Here is a 24,275-nt window from a genome sequence, read left to right as displayed (position 1 = left end):
GACACTTCGACCTCTTTGTGCGGCATACGCTAGTATATTACCATCATTCCTTCGTTCCGTCAATACATAAATTTCATTTTTTTATCGGCTGAAATTACTTAAAATCATTTGGATAAGATATCCGTTCTGGTAGAAGAAAATATTGTCGCCTCCGTTTATTACCATATCAAAAATTCCCCAGAAAAACAAAGCCGAACCTATAAGTATAGGGATTACTGTCAGAACGACCAGCAGCACCAATATTTTATTAGAGGTAAAATACCGCTGTTCCTTTCCCGGCACACCCCGGCGGAGCAGATAGGACGCTGTGTAAAAGCAGAATGGCGCCACACAGCCCATGGCAATATAAATTCCCAGGAAATACAGGGGCAGGCCATTTTCCATTAGAGACTGAGTTACTGCCTGGGTTTCTGCGCTTCCCTCTGCAAGCCCTGTCAGACCTGACAACAGGGTAGGGAAAAAGTTATTCACAAAGTGAAACAGAGCCGGATAAATCATGTTTTCCGTCTCCACCATCAGATAGGTAAGGGCGGCTCCCAAAAGAGCCGTAGGCAGAAACCGCCACAGGTTTCCATGAAAAAGTCCAAAGAGCAGCCCCATAAGCCCCACCAGGACCCACTTTCTGGATATCCTGGACTGGAAGCTTTTCAGGATAAACCCTCTGTGAAGGGCTTCCTCACAGACTGCGGGCATGACACAGCTTATAAATACAGAAACTGCCAGAGGCACTGTAGCCATAAAGTTATTTAAGCTGCTGCTGACGGAAAATATCTCATTTGGAAAAAAGTAGGCCACGATCATTGAAAGAGGGATTACCCCACTGTAAGAGCCGATCCAGCAGAACAGCACTGCAAAAATCTTCTGCCATTCTGGCCTTTTTACCGGGAAAACTTCTTTTACAGGTACTTTCAGAAGCTTTGCCCCTCCCAGGGACAGAGCCAAAAGATAAAGTTCTGTCAGGGCCAGTCCATACATTCCCCATTTTCTCTGTGCCCAGGCAATAATGGTAAAAAAGGAAATCATTACCACTGCAAAAAGCAGGATTCCATGAACCGGCTTCAGTTTATTCTCTTTTGGATTTTCTTCTTTATCCTGGCAATTCAACTGCTTTTCCATCTAATACCGCCTCTTTTAATTCATTATCTACATACCACTCTTTCAGGGAAAAGAAAGGGCGCCCCTCTTTCAGAAGGCGGAAGAAAATTTTATCCCCCTCCCAGATATCCAGATCTTTAATCTTTTCCTTAGGCACCCATTCCAGCACCCCTTCATCACAGGAAGTAAGCTCTCCTTCATATTCTGATGCCGTATAAAGGCACATATATTCGGTCAATGTTTTTCCCGTCTGGGAATCTGTAAGTTTAAAAGTAATAAGGCCGCGGAAATCAAAGGATTTCAGCGTCAGTCCTGTCTCTTCTTTCACTTCCCGGAGAAGACATTCCTCAGGACTTTCTCCTTCTTCAAAATGACCGCCTACACCGATCCACTTATCTTTATTTATGTCATTTTCCTTCACAACACGGTGCAGCATCAGATAGCTGTCATCCTTTTCAATATAGCAAAGGGTGGTCATTACAGACTTTTTTCCCATTTTTCCACATCCCTTCTACTCTTCATCTCTTCTCCAAGAGATTTCTGTACTTTCTTCCTGGTCACTTCCACAATGTTCAAAGGAGTCATATCAACCACAGAAGCCTTAACAGGATCCTCTTTCAGACAGCCCTGAAGGAACTTTAGCAACTCCTTTTTGTCTTCTTCTGCTTCCATGTTGATAAAATCTATGAGAATGATGCCGGAAAGATTCCGGAGACGAAGCTGAAAAGCAATCTCTCTGGCTGCTTCCAGATTAATCTTCCGAAAGGTTTCTCTGGTATCCTTCTTTTCTGAAAATTTCCCGGAGTTTACGTCAATACTCACAAAAGCCTCTGTCTGCTCAATGACCAAAAATCCGCCGGATTTCAGCCAAACCTTCCGGTCCAAAGCTTCCTCCAGGGCTTTTTCCAGGCGGTACAGCTTAGGCAGAGGCAGAAGCTTATCTTTATAAAGCCGCACCGGAACCTTTTTCTCTTTCTCTGCAGAAACTTCCTCAGAAATCCGGGAATAAAGCTCCCCATCATCTGTAAGGATTTCTTCCAGATCCCGGACATAGACTCCCTGAAGGATACGGAGAGGTTCCGGCAGACCTGTCTCCAGAAGGCTGTAACAGACTCGTGACATAGCCCGGTCCCTCAGCTCTTCATACCTTTTTTTCAGTCTGGTCAGCTCTTCCAAAAGCTCCTGGGAGGAAGCATCTCTGGCATTGGTCCGTACAATGATCCCCTCCTGTCCGGTTAAGTGTTCCTCCAGGACAGGGCGGATACGGGCCTTTTCTTCTTTTGTCAGTTTTGCAGAAAATCCCAGCTCTTTCCTCTGACTGGTAAGGACCAGATATTTTCCTGTAAAGTTCAGGTTTCCTGTAACAGAGGGCAGCTTTGATTTAATTCCCTCCCTGGACACCTGGACTACCACTTCATCTCCTATTTTCATGACCGAATCCTTTTTCGGATTAGTAAAAATCGGAGGCTCCTTTTCATCCATGGAATAATAGCACATCTCTCCGGGAGCGATCTCAATAAAAGCACAATGAATATTTTTCTTGATATTCTTTACTTTGCCTATATAAATATTGCCCAGGAGTTTCTTTTCTCCCTCCCGGACAATATTAAACTGGCAGATACGGTCTTTTTCTTCTTTGGCACTTATCAGAAGATTTTCTCCCTGGAAGTCCATATGGGTTATAATCAGTTTACTCAATTTCTTCACCTAAATCTTCCAGAGACACCAGTCTTCTCTCACCCTCTTCTCCCAGGTCGCCATAGACTTCCACTCTGTGGATCAGAAGGGACAGAGGCTGGAATTCCTGGCCGCAGAAGGCAAAAAAGGCTTCCATGACCAGCTCCGGCTTGGTATTTTTCACACTTCCTGCAGCCAGTTTCAGGAAGATACTTTCTCCCCGTATCTCCATTTCATAAATATATGGTTTAATGTCCACTTCTTTTTCATTTTTCTTGGTTTTTTTCAGGATAAGGATTTCCGGCTGTTCCATAAAAGTCCGGATTTTTTCCTGCCAGTTTTCTCCAGGCTCCATTCCTTCCCGGAAAGAAACCAGGTAGTCTGCAGCAGCCACTAAAGACATAGCTTTTCCTTTTTTTCCTTCGGGGACCTCCCGGACACTTAAAACCTCCATGCCTTCTACCATAACCTGGTTAAGGCGTTCCACAGCTTCTTTAGAAGATACCGGGGTCTTCAGCTCCAGGTCAAAATATTCTCCTTCACTGGTAATCCCTACTCCCAGAGGTGCTGCAAAGGACATGATCATATGGGGACTGAAACCTTCAGAATAGGCCGCATCCAGTCCGGCTCTCTTCACTGCTTTCTGAAAATACCGCATAATGTCCAGATGTCCGATAAACTTCATAGCTCCCTGTTTTGCAAATTTAATTCTTACCTTCAACACAGACACCTCCTTTATATGCTCCTGCGCCGCAGCCGGAACACTGCTGCCTGCAGTTAGGGGTAATTTCCCCTTTCATGGCCTTTTCCCATTCTCGTTTCAGGAAATTTTTGGTTACGCCGATAGAAATAAAATCCCAGGGGAAAATCTCTTCCAAAGATCTTTCTCTCAGAGTATAGAACTCTGGGTCAATTCCCAGTTCTTCAAAGGCTTCCATCCAAAGGTCATAGCGGAAATATTCCGACCAGGAGTCAAAGACAGCGCCTTTCTTGTAAGCTGCCTCCAGCACATCTGCCACTTTCCGGTCTCCTCTAGCCAGGATTCCTTCCAGGACCGTCACGTCAGCCTCATGGTAATTATACTTAATACTCTTCTGATTTAACTGCGCCCGGATTTCTTCCTTTACAACCTTGGCCTTATCCAGATAATCCTCTTTCCGGAACATGCCGGCCCACTGGAAAGGAGTAAAGGGCTTGGGTACAAAGAAGGAAGTACTCACCACGATCTGACATCTGCCATGTCTCTGGTCTTTGGGGATTTCATAGTATTTCTTGGCAATCTCCTCTGCCAGATGGGCGATTCCTTTCATATCTTCTTCTGTTTCTGTTGGAAGACCCAGCATAAAGTACAGCTTCACCCTGGTCCAGCCTCCCTGGAAAGCCTTTGAGGCTCCGTCCAGAATCACCTCTTCCGTAAGGCCTTTGTTGATCACATCCCGGAGTCTTTGGGATCCTGCCTCCGGCGCGAAGGTAAGACTGCTCTTCTTGATATCCTGAACCTTGCTCATTACGTCCAGAGAAAAAGCATCTATACGCAAAGAAGGAAGGGAAATGTTCACCTTCCGGGCAGAACATTCTTCGATCAGATAATCAATCAGCTCTGGAAGCTGTGAATAATCACTGGAGCTTAATGAGCTTAAAGAAATCTCCTCATGGCCGGTGCTCTCCATAAGAGCTCTGGCTGTATCCTTTAAAAATTTCAGGTCTCGCTCTCTGGTAGGCCGGTACAGCATTCCTGCCTGACAGAACCTGCAGCCCCTGATACAGCCTCTTTGTATCTCCAGGACAACTCTGTCCTGAGTAGCTTTGATAAAGGGCACTACCGGTTTTCTGGGATAATAGGTGTGGGTCACGTCCATGACCACCTGTTTCTCAATTTTCTCTTTGGCGTGAGGATTATTGGGCGTAAAGGCTTTAATGGTCCCGTCCTCATGATACTCTACATCATAAAAGGCCGGTACATAAATGCCAGGTATCTCCGCCGCCATTTCCAGAAATTCTTTTCTGCTCTTTCCTGCCTTCTTCCAATCTTTATAGGCATCTAAGAGATCGTTGAACACCGTTTCTCCTTCTCCGATATAAAACATGTCAAAAAAGGGGGCCAGGGGCTCCGGATTATAGGAGCAGGGGCCTCCGCCCATAACAAAGGGATGCTCCTCGGTCCTGTCTGCCGCCCGAAGAGGGATCTGGCTTAAGTCCAGCACCTGGAGAATATTGGTATAGCACATTTCATACTGGATCGTAATACCCAGAAAATCAAAATCCTTTATAGGGTCCTGGGACTCCAGGGCAAAAAGAGGAAGCTTTTCTCCCCTCATGATCTTGTCCAGATCCGGCCAGGGTGAATAAACTCTCTCGCACCAGGTATCCTCTCTCTGGTTAAACATATCGTAGAGGATCTGGATCCCCAGATGAGACATACCGATCTCATAGACATCGGGAAAACACATAGCGAAACGGATGTCCACCTGATCCTTGTCCTTCATCACCGAGTTCACCTCATTCCCGATGTAACGGGCAGGCTTCTCGATATTTAGTAATATTTCATCATTTAAAGCTAGTTTTCTCATAAAAACCTCTCTTTTTTTTGTGAATAATGTACAAAAAAGCTTTGCTGTTTTTGAATGGCTTCAGAGGCGAAAATCCAGAAAGATCACTGGATTTTCAAGCCTCTTTTTTGCCACAAACAGTCTCTTTTTTACTACGAAATCACTACTTTACAACAAATTTCATTTTTTCCTACTCTGGGACATTATGCATAACTATTCATTATGATAAAAAAGAGTTTGGCATTATACATCATGGATTAAACCATTTTGATGATATAATCCGTGATATTATATACCTTGTTCGGAAGAACTTCAAGCAAATATTTCTCGTCAATCCTTGCATCCAGTCTTTTTAGTTCTGCCCTACATCTTTCTCTTATTTTCTTCATATAACTTGAAATATCCAGGGGCTCCCCCCTGGATACATTCTTTCAATGCTTTTTCACTGAAGTCCCATTACCTCATAGATGACTGCCTTGCCTCAATATACATGTCAATATCATCAACAATATACTGTCTGCCAGTAGTATGAAGCGCTTCGTAATAATCCCGAATATAATCGATCACACGATACCGATTAAACAAATCAATGACATTTTTTCCATTCATTCCTTTTTCATTTTTATATTCTTCTATACAATATACAATAAAATTCATTTTTTCATCCATACTCAGACCTCCTCTGGATAAGTAATATGCCCGCTCTCTTTTTCTTCCAACCACATTTCATATAAAGTAGGAATACTTAAATGCCAAAGCTTCGTTTCCTCTCGTTCTAACTGGCGATAAAGTTCAGAAGCATATAGCCGTGTCAAGGCTTCTTTTTCTGTAAGTGACTGTTTTTCCATTATCATCCGGAGCAGACGCGGCACAATAAGCTCCAGCATTCCTTTTATCCCCTTTTCACTCATTGCAATCCCTCCCTATCGGTAACTGCCCAGTATATTTTAACTCTTTTAAGGAGTTCTCTGTTGTAAAAGTCATATGATTATACAGCTTCTTAACTTTCAGTCTGGCAATCGTCTCATCCTTTGTTAAAATACCTTCCTCATAAGCAATAAACGTCCGATAAATCGTATCGTTAGCTACTGGTCCGAAAATAATATCAAACTTTACCCCTTCATAACTTCCATTACAATTTGCAAATACGAAATCCAACCATTCTTCATTTGCTTCTGAAAAAAACAGGAGTTTATATTTGTTTTTCAGTTCTTCTAACTCTGCTGTTTCATACATGCTGACACAAGGAATACCTGTTTCCCTTCGAGCCGTTACTTTTTCTGCGAAATTTACTGCTTGATCTTTATTGAACGTTGTATAAAAACCATATCCAAAATCCAATGTTCGATTTTGGCGGACTAATCTTGGATGGTCTACTATCATATTGCTTCCATGATATACAATCATATACAAACCTCCATCATTTTCTGTGCTGTAGCATATTCTTCAGACAAAGCTTTCAGCATGGACTGGATATGCCTGCGTCGTTCAATCTGCTGCTGTAGTTTTTCAACTTTATCGCCTGCTCTCCCAACATACTTCGAAATTGTCTTTTTCCCGCTGCGATACTGTAAATAGTAATATTGATTTCCTTTAATCATTTTTGCGATCAGTGCGCCTTTCGGCAAATTAGTAAGTTCTGCCTCATATTTCTCTATCATATACTCAATCCGCCGTTGCTCTTGCGCAACTGCATTTTCCAATAAGCTCATATTATCACCTAATTATAGTATAAAATACCTCTGACTTTTAAATTCCTAACCGTAGTATTCACTCTAGGCTACCGCTTATTTTGCGATTCTTGGATTCCTGACCGTAGCATTAACTTTTAGATACCCCTCAAATTCCAATTCTTAGGTTCTCGGCGGTAGTTATCCCGGGATACAAAAGGAAACCTGCCTATTTCAAAGCAGATTTTCTTAAGTTTATGATGTTATACATAGCAGATGGTTTATTTGTTTCCAAAGTTCCGTTTTTCGGAACAACGAAAAACTCCTCAATGGAAACAGACCCTTGGCTAAAAAAACAGCGGCTATAACAGATCCTCATCTGCTGCCGCTGTTTGTAATGGCTTTATGGAACCACCACAATATTCTCATATTTCTGAAAACTTTCATCTGGAAGACGGTCTGTAAGTATGATCCCGTCCTCAAACTCTCCGAAGGTTACCGGACTTGTATGATAAAATTTACTGCTGTCACAGAGAATGTAAGCCTGCTGGGTGTGTAAAAGAGCGCATTCCTTTACCATAGCCTCATTAATATCCGGAGTGGAAAATCCTGCCGAAGGGCTGACTCCGTTAGTGCCCCAGAAACCTTTTGTAAAATTAAATTTTTTCAGATTTACATAGGCCTCATTTCCCACAATAGCCTCTGTAGCTGCTTTCACCTCTCCGCCGATGAGGATTACCCGGAAACCATTCTCTGCCAGATGAAGAGCATGGGAAACGGCATTCGTAACAAAAGCCGCAGAATGCTCTGTGAGATAAGGGATCATGGCTCCCGTTGTCGTTCCTGCATCCAGATAGACAAAATCCTCAGGCCCCACAAGAGAAGCTGCATATCTGCCGATCCTGTTTTTCTCTTCACGATAAAGTTCCTGTCTCTGAGATACCTGTTCCTCTCTGAGCATGACCCGGCCTTCGGGTCTCACCGCCCCTCCAAAGACTTTTGTAAGTGCGCCTCTTTTATCCAGTGCATTCAGATCCCGCCGTATAGTGGACTCTGAGGCATGGAAATACTCCTTCAGCTCCTGAAGAGTAACGCTCCCTTTCTGGTTCAGGAGCCGAAGGATTTCTTCCTGTCGTTGTTCCGTCAGCATATGGTTTCCCCCTTAGAAAATTCTGTTGTTCGTCCTGCTGTCTTTTATTCTACACAACTTTCTTTTTCGGGGCAACCATTTTCCTCATTTCCGTGTTTTAACAGGATCCTTCCTGTTATGCTTCCACCTTTTTCTTTAATACACCCAGAAGCAGTGCGCCGATCACTGTACCCACTACTAAGGATACCAGATACATTAGTGGATGTTCCACTACCGGGAATACGAAAATCCCGCCATGAGGAGCCATAAGGGTACAGCCGAAGGCCATGGACAATGCTCCTGAAACTGCAGATCCGATAATGCAGGAAGGCAGTACATGAAGGGGATCGGAAGCTGCAAAAGGGATTGCCCCTTCTGTAATAAAGGCCAGGCCCATGATAAAGTTTACAGGACCGGATTCTCTCTCCTGTTTTGTGAATTTGTTTTTAAACAGCAGAGTTGCCAGGGCAATGGCACAGGGCGGAACCATACCGCCGATCATAACTGCCGCCATAATATCGTAGTTGCCTGCGGCAATGGACGCAGTTCCGAATACATAAGCCGCCTTATTAAAGGGACCGCCCATATCAATAGACATCATACCGGCTACAATGATCCCCAGAAGGATCTTACTGCTTCCACTCATGTTTGTCAGTGCTGTATTTAAAGCTGTATTCAAAGCGCCGATAGGAGGCTCAATGATAAAGTTCATGATCAGTCCCATAAAAAGGATACCGAATAAAGGATATAACAGCACCGGGGCGATCTTTTCTATAGACGCCGGAAGCCTGTCAAAAACTTTTCTCAGAAGAACGATAAGATAACCTGCGATAAAACCTGCCGCCAGAGCTCCTAAGAATCCTGATTTTCCATTGGCTGCGATCATACCCCCTACAAATCCTACGGCCAGACCTGGACGATCTCCGATACTCATGGCAATAAAGCCAGCCAGTACAGGGAGCATGAAGCCAAAAGCCACATTACCGATCTGCCGGAACTGAGCGGCTACCGGGGTAATGGTACCAAAATTTGCCCTGGCTTCCTGGGAAAGGGAATTCACATCCACGCTAAGGCCATCGATCAGGAATGCCAGAGCGATCAGGATACCGCCTCCAACTACAAAAGGCAGCATATGAGAAACACCGTTCATCAGCTGAGTATATACCTTATGTCCTGCACACCCTGCAGTTTTGGTCTTTTTCTCTGTTTTGGGACTATCTGAATGATAAACCGGGGCATCCTGCTTCATGGCTCTGTCGATCAGCTGATCCCCCTTACTGATGCCGTCGGATACAGGACATTCGATCAGGTGCTTTCCGTCAAATCTCTCCATGGGCACATTTGCATCTGCAGCAATGATCACGCAATCAGCCTCTTGGATTTCTTTTTCTGTCAATACATTTTTTGCACCTCCTGATCCCCTGGTCTCTACTTTTATCCGGCAGTTTTTCTTTTTTGCCGCCTTCTCCAGTCCTTCCGCAGCCATATAAGTATGAGCGATTCCTGTAGGGCAGGAAGTCACGGCAACGATCCGGCAGACTTTTTCAGAAGGATCCTCTAAGGTCTGGGAAGCCAGCTGTTCGTCCAGATCCGGCTTTTCCTCATCTGCCTTATCCACAATGTCCAGAAATTCTTCTACAGTGGAGGCATTCTGAAGGTTCTTTACAAAGTCTTCGTCCATCAGCAGTGTGGAAAGCTTGCTCAGCACATCCAGATGTACATTATCCTTGGTGTTTGGAGCAGCAATAAGGAAAATCAGGTGAACCGGCTCTTCGTCCAGGGAATCAAAGTCTACGCCATCCTTTACTACCATTGCAGCAAGGCCAGGACGTATAACAGAATCTCCTTTTCCATGAGGGATAGCAATCCCCTCTCCTACTCCTGTGGTACTTTCTTCTTCTCTTGCATACACCTGCTGGCGGTAAGCTTCTTTGTCCCGTATTTTTCCGCTTTTCGCCATCAGTTCTACCATCTGATCCAGGGCTTCTTTTTTGGATGCCGGAGCGCCGGTCAGAGAAATGCTCCTGGGATCCAGCAATTCTGTGATTCTCATATCTTTTTCTCCCTTCTATCTGTCAGGCAGACTGGCTGACCTGCCTGTAAACTTCTTCTATTTCTTTTTTTGTGGCCAGGTTTTCAGAAAAAGCACTTGCACTTCCTGCAGAGATCCCCATGCGGAAAGCATATTCATAATCCTTTTTCGTAAGCCATCCTGCCAGAAAACCAGCCACCATTGAATCTCCTGCCCCCACGGCGTTGACCAGTTTTCCCTTTGGCGCAGGGAGCATATGGACCTGTCCCATTTCATCCAGGAGCACCGCTCCCTGGCCTGCCATGGAAACCAGCACGTTCCTGGCTCCCTTTTCCTGCAGCTTTCTGGCATATGGGACCACATCCTCTCTGGTCTCCAGCTTCACCTGGAAAATCTCCCCAAGTTCATGGTTATTAGGCTTGATCAGGAAAGGGCTGTACTCCAGAACATGGAGCAAGAGCTCTCCGGTAGCGTCTACCACTGTCAGAATCCCTTTCCCATCCAGCCTTCTCAGAATATCGCTGTAAATGGAATCCGGCATGGTTCTGGGAATACTTCCTGCCAGTACCAGAACATCTCCTTCTTTCAGTCCATCCAGCTTTTCCAGAAGCTTTTCTGTTTCTGCCGGGCTGATATCCGGTCCCTGACCGTTGATCTCTGTCCCGTCAAAATCCTTCATTTTCACGTTGATCCTGGAATAGCCATTTTGCAGATTGATAAAATCACTGGCCAGTCCCATTTCTTCTACTCTTCTTTTAATCTCCTCTCCGGTAAATCCTGCTGAAAAACCAAGAGCTATATTGGGAATCCCCAGGTTCTTCAACACCGTGGACACATTGATCCCCTTGCCTCCTGGCAGCATCTGCTCTTTTGCAGTCCGGTTGGTCTTTCCAAGCTGAAAGCCTTCCACGGAAACGATATAATCCAGAGAAGGATTGAATGTAACTGTATAAACCATTTCTTTTCCTCCTTTATGCTTATATTATACATCATATTCATTCATTTTCAATCATATTAATTCACAATATTTCAAATCTGTTTTTAGCAATCTTTCACAAACAATCATTTAATTCCATATATCCGCTCACAATCATTCATTTTATTTCATCTGGTTTTCAACCTTTACTGCCGATTCTTAGACAGTATACTATAATGTCAGCCGTTCAAAGAAAAAAATGGAGCTGTAGTTTTTCTTTGACATAAGAAGAACTTCAGCTCCATATCTTCATAAATTTTTGTTTTTATCCATCTCTCCCAGGCCATTTTCAATAGCCGCCACAGCCGCTGCCAATGCCTCCCTTTCCTCAGGGCCTTCACTGGTAATCACTATTTCCTGTCCCTGGATCACCCCTGCTGCCACAATATTCAGGATACTCTTCAGATTTACAACTCCTTTAAAATTGTTCTTTTCATATGCAAACTGCAGCTTTGCGTCATATTTCAGAACGCTGTTTGACAATACCGTTGCCGTTCTCAAATGAAGACCGGACGGATTTATGATTTTTACTTTTTTACTGACCATAATCTTATTCTCTCCCTTTTTAAATTCCCAAAGCAGCCTTGGCAAGACGGTCTACCGCCTCGTTTAGTTCCACGCCGCTGTGCCCTTTTACTTTATGAAATACTACCTTCACATTTTTCAAGCCATCATAAAAACTTTTGTATCGGATGGTTCCGGGCCGGTTCCTTTTCCAGTCTCCCACAGCCCAGGATTCGATTCCCTGATAGTCATAGTAGAGATGAAGAACCTTTATCTTCCTCTCTTCACAAAACTTCATAGCGGCCATGGCTCCTTCCAGTTCCCCCGCTACATTCCTCATGGAAATGTCCTCTCCCCCCTGGAAAGCCTGACTCATTTCTGTCCGTTCTCCCCGGTATAAAATGATACAGCCGTATGAATACGCATTTTTTTCCTGATCAAAACTGCCGTCCACATAGGCTGTACAACTATCCTCCTCCTGGTCTGAACCTCCCGGCGAAGGCCCCTGGCTTCCCTCCAGATACTCTCTGGCTTCTTCCAATGTGGGAAAGCTTTTATACTGGGCGCCGGAATATCTGCTCACACTGGCTTTACATTCCTCCCATGTAGTAAAAATTCCCGTATTTCTGCCTTTCTTTACTGCATAAAACTTCTTTGCCATTTAGTTCCCTTTCCCAGCATACCCTGCCTATTTTTGCTGCGGTATGGTGCACTGGTCTGTTGAATTTATAAAACTGTAAAAATGTATAGTCTCCATATCTTGAGGTATCTGGATTCCATGACTCCCCATAAACATCAGCTTTTTATGACACCCGTGATCCGGTGCAAAAGCCAGAACCGTAGGATGATCTTTCCAATATTCTTTTATCCTGTCATAAATATTCAGAAATGTCTCTATATTTTGATCCAGAGCTTCCAGGGCCCGGCTCCCTTCCGGTCCGAACCGGTGCATCATATAGTCATAATTGCCGTTATACAGGACCATAAAATCATATTTGTCACGTTCTATCAGATCCAGCGCTTTCTCATTACATTCCTCTACGGTAGGATAAATAAAATAATCAATATCTCTCCCCAGAAATATCCGAGAAATACTGTCTCCTTCTGTAGAGATGATAGCTGCTTTTTTTCCTGCTCTCACAAGATAGTCAAATACCGTGTCTACCAGAAGGACCGGCTTTCTATATTTTGTAATCCCATGTTCTTTTGGCGGAAGTCCCGTATACATACTTCCAAAGCATACCGGCGTAACCGGAGGATATGCTGTATGGATTTTCATACGAAGCTGCACCCGATTCTCCAATCCTGCAAACTTTTTCTGGTATTTTCTGTAAATCCACATTCCGATTGCGTCAGGGTTATAAAAAAATGCCCGCCTCCTGCCCTCTCCGGTCAATATCTGTTCCGCCATATCCAGAACTTTATCATGAGGTTTCGCCATCTTGGGGCCGGGAGTCACATTCAGAAGCCGTAGAACAGTAGCTGCTGTCTGACCGATTCCATGTTCATGATCCATTTCTCTGTTCCCCCCCCCCTCCGCATTACAAAAGCATGTTAAAAAAACACATTCATCATTTGTATTCTAACACATACCCGAACATTTATCATTCTTTTTTTAGGAAAAATATAAAAAAGAAAATTTCTTAGCAAAAAAGACATTCCGTATCCTCTTCGATACGAAATGTCTTTTTTATTTTTACTTGTTTAGGTTTCAAACATTAACCTGGTTCACAACTAACAAATTATAAAATTAAATTCTTGCTACGCCTGTCTTGCGAGCTGCTTCGGCTACTGCCTCCGCTACGGCTTTAGCCACACGTTTGTCAAATGCATTTGGAATGATGTAGTCTGGAGACAGCTTGTCTTCTTCTACCAATCCAGCAATAGCATATGCTGCTGCTACCTTCATCTCATCATTGATATCTTTCGCACGCACATCCAGAGCACCTCTGAAGATACCTGGGAATGCCAGTACGTTGTTGATCTGGTTCGGGAAATCGCTTCTTCCTGTTCCTACAACAGCAGCGCCTGCTTTTTTAGCCAGGTCTGGCATGATTTCCGGAACTGGGTTTGCCATTGGGAAAAGGATTGGTTTTTCTGCCATATTCTGTACCATTTCCTCAGTAACTGTACCAGGCGCGGAAACGCCAATAAATACATCGGCGCCTTTCAGTACTTCTGCCAGAGTTCCCTTCTCCATATTCTGATTGCAGATTTCTGCCATTTCTTCTTTTTCTTTATTCAGGTTTTCACGGCCTTTATAAATTGCTCCGTGACGGTCACACATAACCACGTTCTTCAGACCCAGGCTTACTAACAGTTTGATGATGGCAATACCTGCAGCTCCTGCTCCTGAAGTAACTACTTTAATATCATCCAGGTTCTTTCCTACCAGTTTTAAGGCATTGATCAGAGCAGCGGCTGTAACAACTGCTGTTCCATGCTGGTCATCATGGAAAATCGGAATATCACAGCACTCTTTTAATTTTCTCTCAATTTCAAAGCATCTGGGAGCGGAAATATCTTCCAGGTTTACACCGCCAAAGCTTCCTGCCAGAAGACTTACAGTCTTTACGATGTCGTCTACATCTTTAGAACGTACGCACAGAGGAAAAGCATCCACATCTGCAAAAGTTTTAAATAATGCGCATTTTCCTTCCATAACAGGCATTCCTGCTTCTGGTCCGATATCCCCAAGACCTAATACAGCTGTTCCGTCTGTAACAACCGCTACCATGTTTCCCCGGCGTGTATATTTATATGACAGGTCTACATCTTTTGAAATCTCCACACAAGGCTCTGCAACTCCTGGTGTGTAAGCAACAGAAAGATCTTCCGGTGTTTCAATCTTCGCTCTGCTGATTACTTCAATTTTTCCAGCCCATTCTTCATGCTGCTTTAATGCAAATTCTCTCTTGTCCATTTTTTTCTCTCCTTTATATTTTATTCATTTACCTGCGCCCAGAAATCTTTTAAGATTTTGGCTGAGTTATCCATTGCGGCCTTCTCTTCCTCATTCATAGGAACTCTTAAAACGCCCTGTATTCCCTGTCCTCCTATGCGGCATGGCAGAGAAAATGCAATTCCAGACCAATTATCAAAACTGTCATCCAGTACATGGGCAACCGGAAGGATGGCTCCGCTGTCTTTCAGGATACTTTCCACAATAGCGGAAACCGCCATTGCAACGCCGTAGAAGGTAGCGCCTTTTAATTCGATAACCTCTGCACCGCCAGTCTTAGTATGTTCTGAAATCTCAGCTCTGTCAAGTTCCTTTCCAGTCTGTTTTAAATATTCATCTAAAGGAAGACCTGCAATTGTAGCAGAACTCCATACAGGCACCTGGCTGTCTCCATGCTCACCTAAGATGTATGCCTGAATGTCTTCCACATCGGCATTCAGGGGCTCACTGATGTTGCATCTGAATCTGGCTGTATCCAGAGATGTTCCGCTTCCAATAACCCTATGAGAAGGAAGTCCCGAAACCTTCTGTACTTCCATGGTCAGGATATCTGCAGGATTAGATACTACGATGATCAGCGGGTTCTCTGCATATTTCATAATGCTTTCCGTAACACTCTTAATAATAGAGACATTGGTCTTCGCCAGTTCCAGCCGAGTCTGTCCAGGCTTTCTTGCAATACCCGCAGTCACAATAATAATATCTGCATCGGCGCATTCCTCATATCCGCCCTGTTTTACTCTTACTGGACAGTGGAATCCTGCACCATGAAAAACATCCAGAGCTGCGCCTTTTGCCCTGGCTTCATTTAAATCAACCATTACTACTTCTGTAGCCTGCTCTCTTACCATGAGAGTATAGGCGATAGCTTCTCCTACATTTCCGGCTCCTACAACTACAATTTTCGTTTTTCCTGAATTGTTCATCACTGCACTCCTTATTTGCTTGTAATATTGTTTATATTGCCTTTAGTGTTACATGATTTGTCTCAGGCGGCGCCCGCAGACCATCTGGCAGTTTCTGTTTCTCCTGCCTTTCCAGATAAGATTCATCTCTCCATCTGTAACTTTTTTCTTCCGGGCATTCTTCTGTATAAGAAGTACACTGAGAGAAATCCGTAAGGTGTATGCTTACTTGTTTTTCTCTGGTCCACAGCGCTCGTGTATCTTTTGCAGACATTGGAACCGTCACAGAAGGGACCTTCTTTCTTTCCTGAGAAGAACAGACAGTTCTCTTTCCTTCCGGGGCCCCTAGTAACAGTTGTGAACCGCTGAAATACAGAGTGCTTTGAACAAATAAGAGCATAAATACTAAGGATAACAGTATCCGTTTATGATTTTTCATAAAGAATTATACCTCTAGAGTATTTCACTGTTTTTACAATTTGTTAAAAAATTCACTTTTTAAATAAGTCTATCATAAACATATAGAGATGTCAATTTCTTTGTACAGAAAAAAATACAAGTAAAATTTCCCATTTCACCTGAAAAAAGGACCGATTTTCCATACAAAATCTATTGTATGGAAAATCGGTCCTTTTTTATAAAAGAAGTTGTTCACCAGATTTACAATTTTTTAACAAATAATGCCCGTATGGCGTTGAGCACAGCTAAAATCATGACTCCTACGTCTGCAAATATGGCCAGCCACATATTAGCGATTCCCACAGCCCCCAGGAATAGACAGATAATTTTAATTCCAATGGCAAACCAAATATTTTCATAGACAATCTTCAAACATTTTCTGGAAATTTTAATGGCCTTAGCTATCTTTAAAGGATCATCGTCCATGAGAACCACATCTGCCGCCTCAATGGCAGCGTCTGAACCCATAGCTCCCATGGCAATTCCGATATCAGCTCTGGAAAGCACCGGGGCATCATTGATCCCATCTCCTACAAAAGCAACTTTGCCTTTTCCTTTCTTTTCCCCCAGAAGTTCTTCGACTTTTTCCACTTTATCTCCCGGAAGAAGCTCTGCATATATTCTGTCGATGTCCAGAGAAGCCCCTACACTTTCTGCCACCCGATGGTCATCTCCTGTAAGCATAACAATTTCTTCTACGCCTGCCCTTTTTAGGGCTGCAACTGCTTCTTTTGAATGCGGCTTTACAATATCGGAGATGACGATATGGCCTGCGTATTTTTCATCTACTGCCATATGAATAATAGTTCCTGTATGGTGACAAGGAACAGACTCAACTCCCAGCCTCTTCATCAGTTTTTCATTTCCTGCCGCTACAGGCACCCCGTCTACTACAGCCGTAACGCCTTCTCCGCTGATTTCCCGGATATCCCATACTCTGGATCGGTCTATTCCCTTTCCATATGCTTTCTGAAGGCTTTTGCTGATAGGATGAGAGGAAGCGCTTTCTGCCAGCGCTGCATACTCCAAAAGTTTCTCCTCTTCCAAAGCGGCATGGTGGACACCGTTTACCTCAAAAACTCCCTGGGTAAGGGTTCCTGTTTTATCAAACACAAGGTATTTTGTCTGGGAAAGGCTTTCCAGATAGTTGGAACCTTTTACAAGAACCCCCTCTTTGCTGGCCCCTCCGATACCTGCAAAAAAGCTTAAAGGTATACTGATTACCAGCGCACAGGGACAGCTGATCACCAGAAAGGTCAACGCCCGGTATATCCAGGTTCCCCAGTCAGGGCTCAGTCCCATACCGATCATCCGCACCAGAGGCGGAAGGACTCCAAGGGCAATAGCGCAGTAAACAACCGCCGGGGTATAAACTCTTGCAAATTTTGTAATAAAGTCTTCGGATTTGGATTTTCTGGAACTGGCATTTTCCACCAGATCCAGGATCTTAGAAACTGTTGACTCCCCGAATTCTCTGGTAGTTCGTATTTTCAGCACTCCTGTCATATTAATACAGCCGCTGATGATCTCATCTCCCGGTCCGGCCTCTCTTGGAAGGCTTTCCCCTGTAAGAGCACTGGTATTCAATGTGGAACTGCCTTCCAGGATAATTCCGTCGATAGGAACCTTTTCTCCCGGCTGTACCAGGATTACTGAGCCAACTTCTACCTCATCCGGGTCTACCTGTTCCAGCTTTCCGTTTATCTCTATATTCGCATAATCCGGACGGATATCCATCAACTCGCTGATATTTCTTCTGCTCTTTCCCACCGCATAGCTCTGGAACCATTCTCCAATCTGATAAAACAGCATTACCGCAATAGCCTCTGTATAGTCTCCGTCATCGCAGACAGCTATGGCAATAGCGCCAATGGTGGCGATAGACATGAGTAAAGATTCATCAAAAGGCTGCCTGTTTTTGATTCCTTTGAAAGCTTTCCGAAGGATATCATATCCAATGATAAAATAAGGAATCAGGTAAAGAAGGAACCTGAGCCCTCCCTCCACAGGAAGAAAGCTCAGGCCTACCATCAAAGCAGCCGCCGCCAGAATCCGGATCAGCATTTTTTTCTGTTTCTTATTCATAGGGCCACTCTCTTTCTCTCTTTATAAAAAGATTTCACAGTCGTCTTCTACTTTTTTGCAATTTTTCAGAACTTCCTGCATAACTGCTTTTGGCTCATGGCCTTCTTCAAATTCCACCTGCATCTTTAAAGTCATAAAATTTACAACGGCGTTTTTCACACCGGCAGTTTTCTTTGCAGCATCTTCCATCTTATTTGCACAGTTGGCACAGTCAACATCGATTTTGTAAGTTTTTTTCATTTTTCTTTTCTCCTTTCTATTTGTTTAATCATTTATTTAATTAAACAATCTTTTAATTATTGACTATACTTTACTTCTGATTGTATAATAAGTCAAGAGAAAAAAGAGCCCTTTTTCTATTCGGGCTAAAACTATTTCCAAATGGAACAATTTACAACTATACTTGTGAGGAATCGTCTATGAAAAATCAGATTTTACCCCATGATCATGGGTATAATGAAAAGAAAGTTGCAGAACACATGCCTACGGAAGAGGAAATTGCAGGAGTCTCTGAAGCTATGAAACAACTGGGAGATCCAAGCCGTCTGAGGATATTTTGGCTCCTGTGCCACTGCGAAGAATGTGTGCTGAACATTGCTGCTCTTGTCAACATGAGCAGCCCCGCAGTCTCTCATCATCTGAAGCTGTTAAAAAGCAGCGGCCTGATCGTAAGCCGCCGGGAAGGAAAAGAAATGTATTACCGTACAGCAGACACTGAACTGGCCCAGGTTCTCCATCACACCATAGAAACCCTTGGCAAGATCACCTGTCCTGAAAGGACAGAAAAAATCTGAAGGAGGCTTGTCTTATGGAAAAAGAATTATCTTGTCAGCTGAAAGAAAGACTAAAAGATCTGGATGCCGGCCAGTGCCTGCTCAGAATTTATTCCTATCCTGCAAAAACCGTACAGGAAAAACTCTTCCCTCTTGGGGATTTTAAGGATACCAAACTGCTTCTCGAGCATTATGATCTGTATCCGGGAATGGGCATTACCTTTGCCTGGTGTCTTGGCCATAAGTTTGCCTTTCATCACAGCCATAAGCCTTCTGTTTTGAAGATTGATCACTGCAATCTGGGGCGGATTGGCTGGAATATGGAAAACGGCCAAAGCCTCTATGTAGGAAAGGGAGATCTGGCTGTTCACTGCAGAGATGCCTGTAAAGAATCCAGGACAGAGATTACATTTCCTTTAGGGTACTATGAAGGCATTACAGTCTCAATAGATTTAGATGTTCTGAAAACAACTCTTCCCTCTCCTCTTAATGAGACAGAACTTCCAGAGGGCCTGCTGTTTCATAAGTTCTGTACCTCCCAGGAAATTTTTTCTTTTCCGGCTAACAAAAGAGTAGAACATATTTTTTCCGAACTCTACCATCTGCCTCAGGAGATGAAATTTCCTTATTTGAAATTAAAGTGCCAGGAACTTCTCCTGTTTCTTTATATGGAAGATCCTTCTCAGGGAAAAGCTGCAGACCCATATTACTCAGATCAGGTAGAGATTATCCGTTCTGTCCACAGTCTTCTCACTCAAAATCTCACGAAAAGGTTCACCATAGAGGAGCTTTCAAAAAAGTATCTGATCAACAGCTCTGCCCTGAAGAGCATTTTTAAGTCTGTCTACGGACTTCCCATTGCCTCATACATGAAAGAATATCGTATCCAGCAGGCAGCCGCCATGCTCCGCTGTTCCCAGGAAAGCATCTCCTCCATTGCCCTTTCTGTGGGATATGAAAGTCCTAGTAAGTTTACAAATGCCTTTAAAAGTGTAACAGGGATTCTTCCCACAGATTACCGGAAACAGTATCAAGGTGAAAACCATCGGAAAGAAACCCGTATATAATAAAGCAGTTTTACTGGTCTTTTCATCCTGGATAATAAATGAACTCTTACCTTCAGGCAGCTTCTCCAGGCTGCCTGAAAGCTTTCTTTTTTTGTTTTCCAGGCTCTCCAAAGGCTTCCTCTCTTGCTCCCCGGAGAAGCTGCTCTGTTTCTTCCAAAGTAACCGCCGGTATTTCTTCTGCAAGTCTATAGGCAAAGTCTTTTTCCCATCCCTGATATTCTTTCATTCTTCCGGAAAAATGCAGATCAAAAAGAAGCTGGTCAAAAAGACGTCCCATGCCTCCTTTCTGTATCCACTGATCCCGCCTTTTCCAGCGCCTGTAGAAAATCAGACACAGAATTCCTATTCCTCCTGCTCCGGTAAGGATTCCTTTCCATACTGTCCTTTTGTCCACTTCAAAAAATATTCCAGGGCTCTGTCTGTTCTGGGTATCTCTGGTCTCCTCTCTGCTCTGTGTCTGCAGACTTGGTACAGAAAGGTTCCATCCTGTGTACTGGACTCTTTTGTAATCCAGGAGCATTGTCCGGGAAAAAGCTACTGCCAGGGTTGTCTTTCCCACCCCGGGAATATCTTCCAGAAGTACATGGCCCTTTGCCAGGAAAGCCAGCATAACCTCCCGGATTTCCTCCCTTTTTCCTAAAATCACCTGGTTCACCTGTTCAAGTACCTGGTGTACAATATTTAAATGGTTTTCCAATCTTTTCCCTCCCTGTCTCAGAGCTTTTGTCTCCTGTTTCTTATTTTTACACATAGTATAACAGCGGAATAAAAACCCGTCTAATGCCTGCTCAGAATATCTGAAAATTACCGGAAAGCATAGTCTTTTATCCCAGTATTAATTTTAGTATACAAAAAAAGGAGCCTCTGAAGAAGTTCCTTTTCGTTTCGCAGTATTTACCCAAAGGTTGCTATACTCTGTATTCCAGGTCTCTCTGTATCCCATCCAGGAAAGGTACCAGAACATTTCCTTTCCTCTCCAGAAACCACTGAGGTTCCAGCTCCTGGTATTTAAAATGTTTTGGCCCCCCCTGGATTCCCCGCTGCCAGAAGCGGTACATCTGGCGGAAAGTCAAATAATAAACCTCATCTCTGTGAGAAAAATATAAGATTAGAAAAGCTACTCCCTGCTGCCTTTCAAAGTCTCTCATAAATGCCACCTGATGCTCATGGATATTCTGAAGGGGAAATGTGTCAGTAGAGCATTCCTTTGCATCAAAGCATACCGGAATCCCCTGAACAGCCCCAATATAGTCTACTGTACTTTTTTTTTCAAAATAGGCCAGGGTAATGTGCCTGCTTTTCTGGTCAATCTGTACTGGCGTAATAGGTGTAGGCACTTTCTGTATGAGAGCCAGATTTTTCTCTCTGTATAGTTCACAGGTATGGTTGATAAATTCTTCCAGTGTTGAGCCCCTCAGGCCTCTGGAGTTCCAGGTTGCCATCTGTTCGCCTCCTTACTCCAGGAATTTAATACCTGGGAAATATCTCAGCACGGCTTTTCCCAGAATCTTATCTTCTTCTACATAAGGGTTCTGCCAGAAACGGGAATCCCTGGAATTATTCCTGTTGTCTCCCAGCATAAAGTAGCAGCCTTCCGGAACTGTATATGGTCCGTAATTTCCCGTAGGGGTCTCCGGGGTAAAGCTGTCATCCAAAGGCGTCTCTGAGCCGTCTATGTACACCTTCCCATCTATGATCTCCACAGTCTCTCCGGGAAGACCGATAACTCTCTTAATGAAAAGCTGACTTTCATCATCAGGATACCGGAAAATAACAATATCATATCTCTCCGGATCTCCCAGAAGATAAGCCAGCCGGTTGCCGAATATACGATCCCCGGTCATAATAGTATTTTCCATAGATTCAGAAGGAATCTTTGCATTAATGATCAGAAAATTATTTACTACCAGCACAAAAACCACCACAAAGATGATCATCTTTACATATTCCCACAGTTCTTTTGCGATAGATGTTTTCTTCATGATTCTTCTCCCTTATTTTCTCTGTATATCTTTTCATCAAATCCTTCCCCTTCCAGGACTTTCTGAAATAAGTCCGGCGGCTGGGCCGTAACTGTTCGTTCTGACAGACCTTTCAGTGTTCCCTCTTCCCAGGAAAACTGAAGCTTCCATGCATGGAGGAGCTGGCTTTTCACACCGTATTTTCTCTCATACCTGTCATTACTCTTTTTCTCCCCATATTTTCGGTCTCCGATAACCGGATGTCCTATAGATGCCAGGTGACTCCGTATCTGATGAGAACGTCCGGTTAAAAGTTCTACCATCAGAAGGGTATCTCCTCCCTGAGAAATCTCCAGGGGCTTATACCTGGTTTCTATGGGAAGGCTTCCCTTTATTTCCTTTTCTGTTATCCTTACCTGATTTTTCTTCTCATCCTTTTTCAGATATCCTTTAATATAGGCAGGCTTTGCAATTCTCCCCCTTACCAGAGCCAGGTAATATTTATGCATAGTCCTTTCCCGGAAGGCCTCTGACAGAGCCTGAAGCCCCTTCACCGTCTTTCCTGCCGCCACCAGGCCGCTGGTATTCCGGTCCAGCCGGTTGCAGATGCCAGGACGGAAAGTATCTCCTCTTTCCTCCCCTGCCTTTTCTTTTTCCTGAAGATAACCTGTAAGATATTCTACCAGAGAAACATCTTCTCTGGCAGCCTTCTGAGAAAGCATTCCTGCCGGTTTATTGACAAAGAGTACCTGGGCATCCTCATAAGGAATATCCAAAAGGCCATGAACCCCTTCCTCTTTCCCGGCGCCCCGGAATTTTTCTATGGTTTCAGCAGCCAGAAACAGCCGGATTTCATCCTTTTCTTTCAGGATTTCATTTCCCTGAGCCTTTTTTCCATTCAGGGTGATGTTCTTTTTCCTCATCATTTTGTAGAGAAAACTTTTGGGCGCTTCTTTTAAATATTTCCCCAGATATTTATCCAGCCGCTGTCCGCTGTCTCCCTCTTTTACTGTAATCTGTTCCATAACTCCTCCTAGAGAGAAATCGCATAAAGCACAGCCATGATCTTCTCACTCCTGGTCATATCAGGAGTTGCCGGATCTGGACGATACTTAATATCTTTTTCCAGCGCCTCTCTGTGCTCCCACATAGATTCCAGACGGGCCGTATAATCGGGAAGCCGCCGGAAAATCTTTACTGTCACGTAAAAACCGTTCTGCCGGAGCATATCCTGGATATGTTTCTCTACAAAAGCCGTATCTGTTTTCTCTCTGCTTGTATATCCTACCACATTATTGCCGCAGACCGCTAAAGAATCTACAAAAGACTGTTTCTCATAGGCTGAGATTACCAGCTCATAAGCGCAGGTAAGTCCGTGCCTGTGCTTTTCAATCTCCTGATAGTCTTTTTCAGCCATAGGTTTCTGAAGAAACATCATGATCATATCCACTACAAATTTGCAGGCCGGAAGACAGGCAACCACAGCTACCACTGTAAAAACTGTATTCCTGGTCCTGTTAATGTACAGTCCCGTAAAAAACACCAGAAGAGGGGCAATAAAAGCCAGGACTGTATATAGGATTCTTTTTTTCTGCTGTGTCTTGATATATCCGAAATCTCCTTTCCGGTTTTTTTTCTTTGTCGTCTTACTCATGAATCTGACTTTCCCTCCATAAATCTCAGTATCAGGCTGTGGGGAAGAATTTTACAGCCAGCTTCCAGAGCCTTTATAAAAACTCCTGGAACCGACAGTTCCCTCCCCCTGGCTCCATCTCTTAAAGCCTTCTTCACAACGGCTCCGGGCCTGGCAATAAAGGGTTTCTTATAGCCGGGCATCTGGTCTTTCCCTCCCATTTTTTCCAGAAATGGGGTATCCACAGGGCCGGGGCACACTGCGGTGACCTGAATCCTCCGCGGTTTCAGCTCCCGGTTCAGAGCCCTGGAAAAGCTGACCACATAAGCCTTTGAGGCCGCATATACGGCAAATCCCGGCTGAGGGACAAAAGCCGCAGCGCTGGCAAGCATAAAAATCCTGCTCCCATCTTTGCAGTAAGGCAGACAGATACCGGTAATCCCGGTAAGGGCAGAACAATTCAGCTCTGTCATAGAAACAGCCTCCTGAGGCGAAATCCCAGCGAATTCTTTCTGTATTCCCATTCCTGCGGCATTTACCAGAAGCAGGATTTTGGGGTTCTCTTTCTTCAAAAGCTTTTTCAGCTTCTCCCGGTCTTCTTCCCTGGAAATATCCAGAGGCAGAGGACGCACTGAGACTTCCTGTATTTCCTCTTTTAATTTTTCCAGCTCCCCGGCCCTTCTGGCAATGGCCCAGATTTCATCCAGCCAGGGATATTTTTCTGCGATCTGCCCCACAAACTCTCTTCCCATACCGGAAGAAGCGCCTGTGACAACCGCTATTTTCATCATACCACAA

General features: G+C 44.0%; 28 protein-coding genes. 2 read left to right on the top strand and 26 right to left on the bottom strand.

Translation table 11 applies throughout. From position 1 onward, the window contains the following. Positions 1-81: 81 nt before the first annotated feature. From B5G33_RS04470 to B5G33_RS04375, 20 genes are all read right to left on the bottom strand, one after another. Positions 82-1,116, bottom strand: a complete 1,035-nt coding sequence (locus tag B5G33_RS04470; RefSeq protein WP_087272246.1) for a CPBP family intramembrane glutamic endopeptidase — start codon at positions 1,114-1,116, stop codon at positions 82-84. Next, positions 1,088-1,591 carry an NUDIX hydrolase gene (locus tag B5G33_RS04465; protein WP_087272243.1) on the bottom strand — a complete coding sequence of 168 codons (504 nt, stop codon included), beginning with the start codon at positions 1,589-1,591 and terminating at the stop codon, positions 1,088-1,090. The genes B5G33_RS04470 and B5G33_RS04465 overlap by 29 nt, the downstream gene beginning before the upstream one ends. Then, the gene (locus tag B5G33_RS04460; RefSeq protein ID WP_087416875.1) at positions 1,573-2,802 is read right to left on the bottom strand and encodes a ribonuclease E/G; all 1,230 of its coding nucleotides are present in this window, start codon (positions 2,800-2,802) and stop codon (positions 1,573-1,575) included. The genes B5G33_RS04465 and B5G33_RS04460 overlap by 19 nt, the downstream gene beginning before the upstream one ends. Further along, positions 2,786-3,493 carry a TIGR03936 family radical SAM-associated protein gene (locus tag B5G33_RS04455; protein WP_087416874.1) on the bottom strand — a complete coding sequence of 236 codons (708 nt, stop codon included), beginning with the start codon at positions 3,491-3,493 and terminating at the stop codon, positions 2,786-2,788. The genes B5G33_RS04460 and B5G33_RS04455 overlap by 17 nt, the downstream gene beginning before the upstream one ends. Next, the gene (locus B5G33_RS04450; RefSeq protein ID WP_087416873.1) at positions 3,477-5,342 is read right to left on the bottom strand and encodes a TIGR03960 family B12-binding radical SAM protein; all 1,866 of its coding nucleotides are present in this window, start codon (positions 5,340-5,342) and stop codon (positions 3,477-3,479) included. Before B5G33_RS04450 ends, B5G33_RS04455 begins: the two co-directional genes overlap by 17 nt. Before the next feature lie 435 nt (positions 5,343-5,777). Continuing rightward, positions 5,778-5,990 (bottom strand): DUF3791 domain-containing protein, encoded by a 213-nt coding sequence (locus B5G33_RS04445; RefSeq protein WP_087272232.1) that lies wholly within the window; start codon positions 5,988-5,990, stop codon positions 5,778-5,780. 2 nt (positions 5,991-5,992) lie between these two features. After that, positions 5,993-6,232: a hypothetical protein gene (locus B5G33_RS04440; protein WP_087272230.1), complete on the bottom strand. Its 240-nt coding sequence runs from the start codon at positions 6,230-6,232 to the stop codon at positions 5,993-5,995. Continuing rightward, on the bottom strand, positions 6,225-6,728 hold the full coding sequence (locus B5G33_RS04435) for a DUF3990 domain-containing protein (RefSeq protein WP_087416872.1): 504 nt from the start codon (positions 6,726-6,728) through the stop codon (positions 6,225-6,227). The genes B5G33_RS04440 and B5G33_RS04435 overlap by 8 nt, the downstream gene beginning before the upstream one ends. Further along, complete coding sequence (locus B5G33_RS04430) at positions 6,725-7,033, bottom strand: hypothetical protein (RefSeq protein WP_087416871.1); 309 nt, start codon at positions 7,031-7,033, stop codon at positions 6,725-6,727. Before B5G33_RS04430 ends, B5G33_RS04435 begins: the two co-directional genes overlap by 4 nt. Positions 7,034-7,394: 361 nt before the next feature. Further along, on the bottom strand, positions 7,395-8,141 hold the full coding sequence (locus tag B5G33_RS04425) for a DeoR/GlpR family DNA-binding transcription regulator (RefSeq protein ID WP_087416870.1): 747 nt from the start codon (positions 8,139-8,141) through the stop codon (positions 7,395-7,397). A 115-nt stretch (positions 8,142-8,256) separates the two neighbouring features. Further along, the gene (locus B5G33_RS04420; protein ID WP_087416869.1) at positions 8,257-10,173 is read right to left on the bottom strand and encodes a PTS fructose transporter subunit IIABC; all 1,917 of its coding nucleotides are present in this window, start codon (positions 10,171-10,173) and stop codon (positions 8,257-8,259) included. Positions 10,174-10,195: 22 nt separating this feature from the next. Continuing rightward, positions 10,196-11,110, bottom strand: coding sequence for a 1-phosphofructokinase (pfkB, locus tag B5G33_RS04415; protein ID WP_087416868.1), 915 nt, complete (start codon positions 11,108-11,110; stop codon positions 10,196-10,198). A 267-nt stretch (positions 11,111-11,377) separates the two neighbouring features. Further along, positions 11,378-11,674 carry an HPr family phosphocarrier protein gene (locus B5G33_RS04410; RefSeq protein ID WP_087272363.1) on the bottom strand — a complete coding sequence of 99 codons (297 nt, stop codon included), beginning with the start codon at positions 11,672-11,674 and terminating at the stop codon, positions 11,378-11,380. 19 nt (positions 11,675-11,693) lie between these two features. Continuing rightward, the gene (locus B5G33_RS04405) at positions 11,694-12,293 is read right to left on the bottom strand and encodes a ribonuclease H1 domain-containing protein (protein WP_087272211.1); all 600 of its coding nucleotides are present in this window, start codon (positions 12,291-12,293) and stop codon (positions 11,694-11,696) included. 27 nt (positions 12,294-12,320) lie between these two features. Continuing rightward, complete coding sequence (locus B5G33_RS04400) at positions 12,321-13,148, bottom strand: alkaline phosphatase family protein (protein ID WP_087272209.1); 828 nt, start codon at positions 13,146-13,148, stop codon at positions 12,321-12,323. A 234-nt stretch (positions 13,149-13,382) separates the two neighbouring features. Beyond that, complete coding sequence (locus tag B5G33_RS04395; protein ID WP_087272206.1) at positions 13,383-14,555, bottom strand: NAD(P)-dependent malic enzyme; 1,173 nt, start codon at positions 14,553-14,555, stop codon at positions 13,383-13,385. A gap of 20 nt (positions 14,556-14,575) precedes the next feature. Continuing rightward, positions 14,576-15,520: an L-lactate dehydrogenase gene (locus tag B5G33_RS04390; protein WP_087416867.1), complete on the bottom strand. Its 945-nt coding sequence runs from the start codon at positions 15,518-15,520 to the stop codon at positions 14,576-14,578. A 31-nt stretch (positions 15,521-15,551) separates the two neighbouring features. Beyond that, entirely contained in the window at positions 15,552-15,938 is a 387-nt protein-coding gene (locus tag B5G33_RS21315; RefSeq protein ID WP_087416866.1) for a hypothetical protein, read from the bottom strand. A 221-nt stretch (positions 15,939-16,159) separates the two neighbouring features. Continuing rightward, positions 16,160-18,043 carry a heavy metal translocating P-type ATPase gene (locus tag B5G33_RS04380; RefSeq protein WP_087416865.1) on the bottom strand — a complete coding sequence of 628 codons (1,884 nt, stop codon included), beginning with the start codon at positions 18,041-18,043 and terminating at the stop codon, positions 16,160-16,162. A gap of 21 nt (positions 18,044-18,064) precedes the next feature. Beyond that, on the bottom strand, positions 18,065-18,283 hold the full coding sequence (locus B5G33_RS04375) for a cation transporter (protein ID WP_087272196.1): 219 nt from the start codon (positions 18,281-18,283) through the stop codon (positions 18,065-18,067). Between the two features lie 179 nt (positions 18,284-18,462). On the opposite strand from B5G33_RS04375, the gene B5G33_RS04370 reads away from it, so the two are divergent. Next, a complete protein-coding gene (locus B5G33_RS04370) occupies positions 18,463-18,837 on the top strand; it encodes an ArsR/SmtB family transcription factor (RefSeq protein WP_087272193.1) in 375 nt (124 codons plus the stop codon). A gap of 14 nt (positions 18,838-18,851) precedes the next feature. After that, positions 18,852-19,883: a helix-turn-helix domain-containing protein gene (locus B5G33_RS04365; protein WP_087416864.1), complete on the top strand. Its 1,032-nt coding sequence runs from the start codon at positions 18,852-18,854 to the stop codon at positions 19,881-19,883. Positions 19,884-19,935: 52 nt separating this feature from the next. Here B5G33_RS04365 and B5G33_RS04360 read toward each other — a convergent pair whose 3' ends face one another. The 6 genes from B5G33_RS04360 to B5G33_RS04335 form a co-directional block, all read right to left on the bottom strand. Beyond that, positions 19,936-20,580, bottom strand: coding sequence for an AAA family ATPase (locus B5G33_RS04360; RefSeq protein ID WP_158229578.1), 645 nt, complete (start codon positions 20,578-20,580; stop codon positions 19,936-19,938). A gap of 211 nt (positions 20,581-20,791) precedes the next feature. Further along, positions 20,792-21,325 carry a Holliday junction resolvase RecU gene (locus B5G33_RS04355; protein ID WP_087416862.1) on the bottom strand — a complete coding sequence of 178 codons (534 nt, stop codon included), beginning with the start codon at positions 21,323-21,325 and terminating at the stop codon, positions 20,792-20,794. 12 nt (positions 21,326-21,337) lie between these two features. After that, positions 21,338-21,865, bottom strand: a complete 528-nt coding sequence (lepB, locus tag B5G33_RS04350) for a signal peptidase I (RefSeq protein ID WP_087416861.1) — start codon at positions 21,863-21,865, stop codon at positions 21,338-21,340. Continuing rightward, entirely contained in the window at positions 21,862-22,869 is a 1,008-nt protein-coding gene (locus B5G33_RS04345) for an RluA family pseudouridine synthase (RefSeq protein ID WP_087416860.1), read from the bottom strand. The genes lepB and B5G33_RS04345 overlap by 4 nt, the downstream gene beginning before the upstream one ends. A gap of 8 nt (positions 22,870-22,877) precedes the next feature. After that, positions 22,878-23,498: a hypothetical protein gene (locus B5G33_RS04340; protein WP_087416859.1), complete on the bottom strand. Its 621-nt coding sequence runs from the start codon at positions 23,496-23,498 to the stop codon at positions 22,878-22,880. Then, positions 23,495-24,268, bottom strand: coding sequence for an SDR family NAD(P)-dependent oxidoreductase (locus B5G33_RS04335; protein WP_330396637.1), 774 nt, complete (start codon positions 24,266-24,268; stop codon positions 23,495-23,497). Before B5G33_RS04335 ends, B5G33_RS04340 begins: the two co-directional genes overlap by 4 nt. Between the last annotated feature and the right edge of the window lie 7 nt (positions 24,269-24,275).

It is taken from the genome of Blautia sp. An81 (genome assembly GCF_002161285.1).
GTDB lineage: Bacteria > Bacillota > Clostridia > Lachnospirales > Lachnospiraceae > Blautia > Blautia ornithocaccae.
The sequence above is the reverse complement of the archived record's forward strand: the minus strand, read 5'-3'. Positions and strand labels throughout refer to the sequence as shown.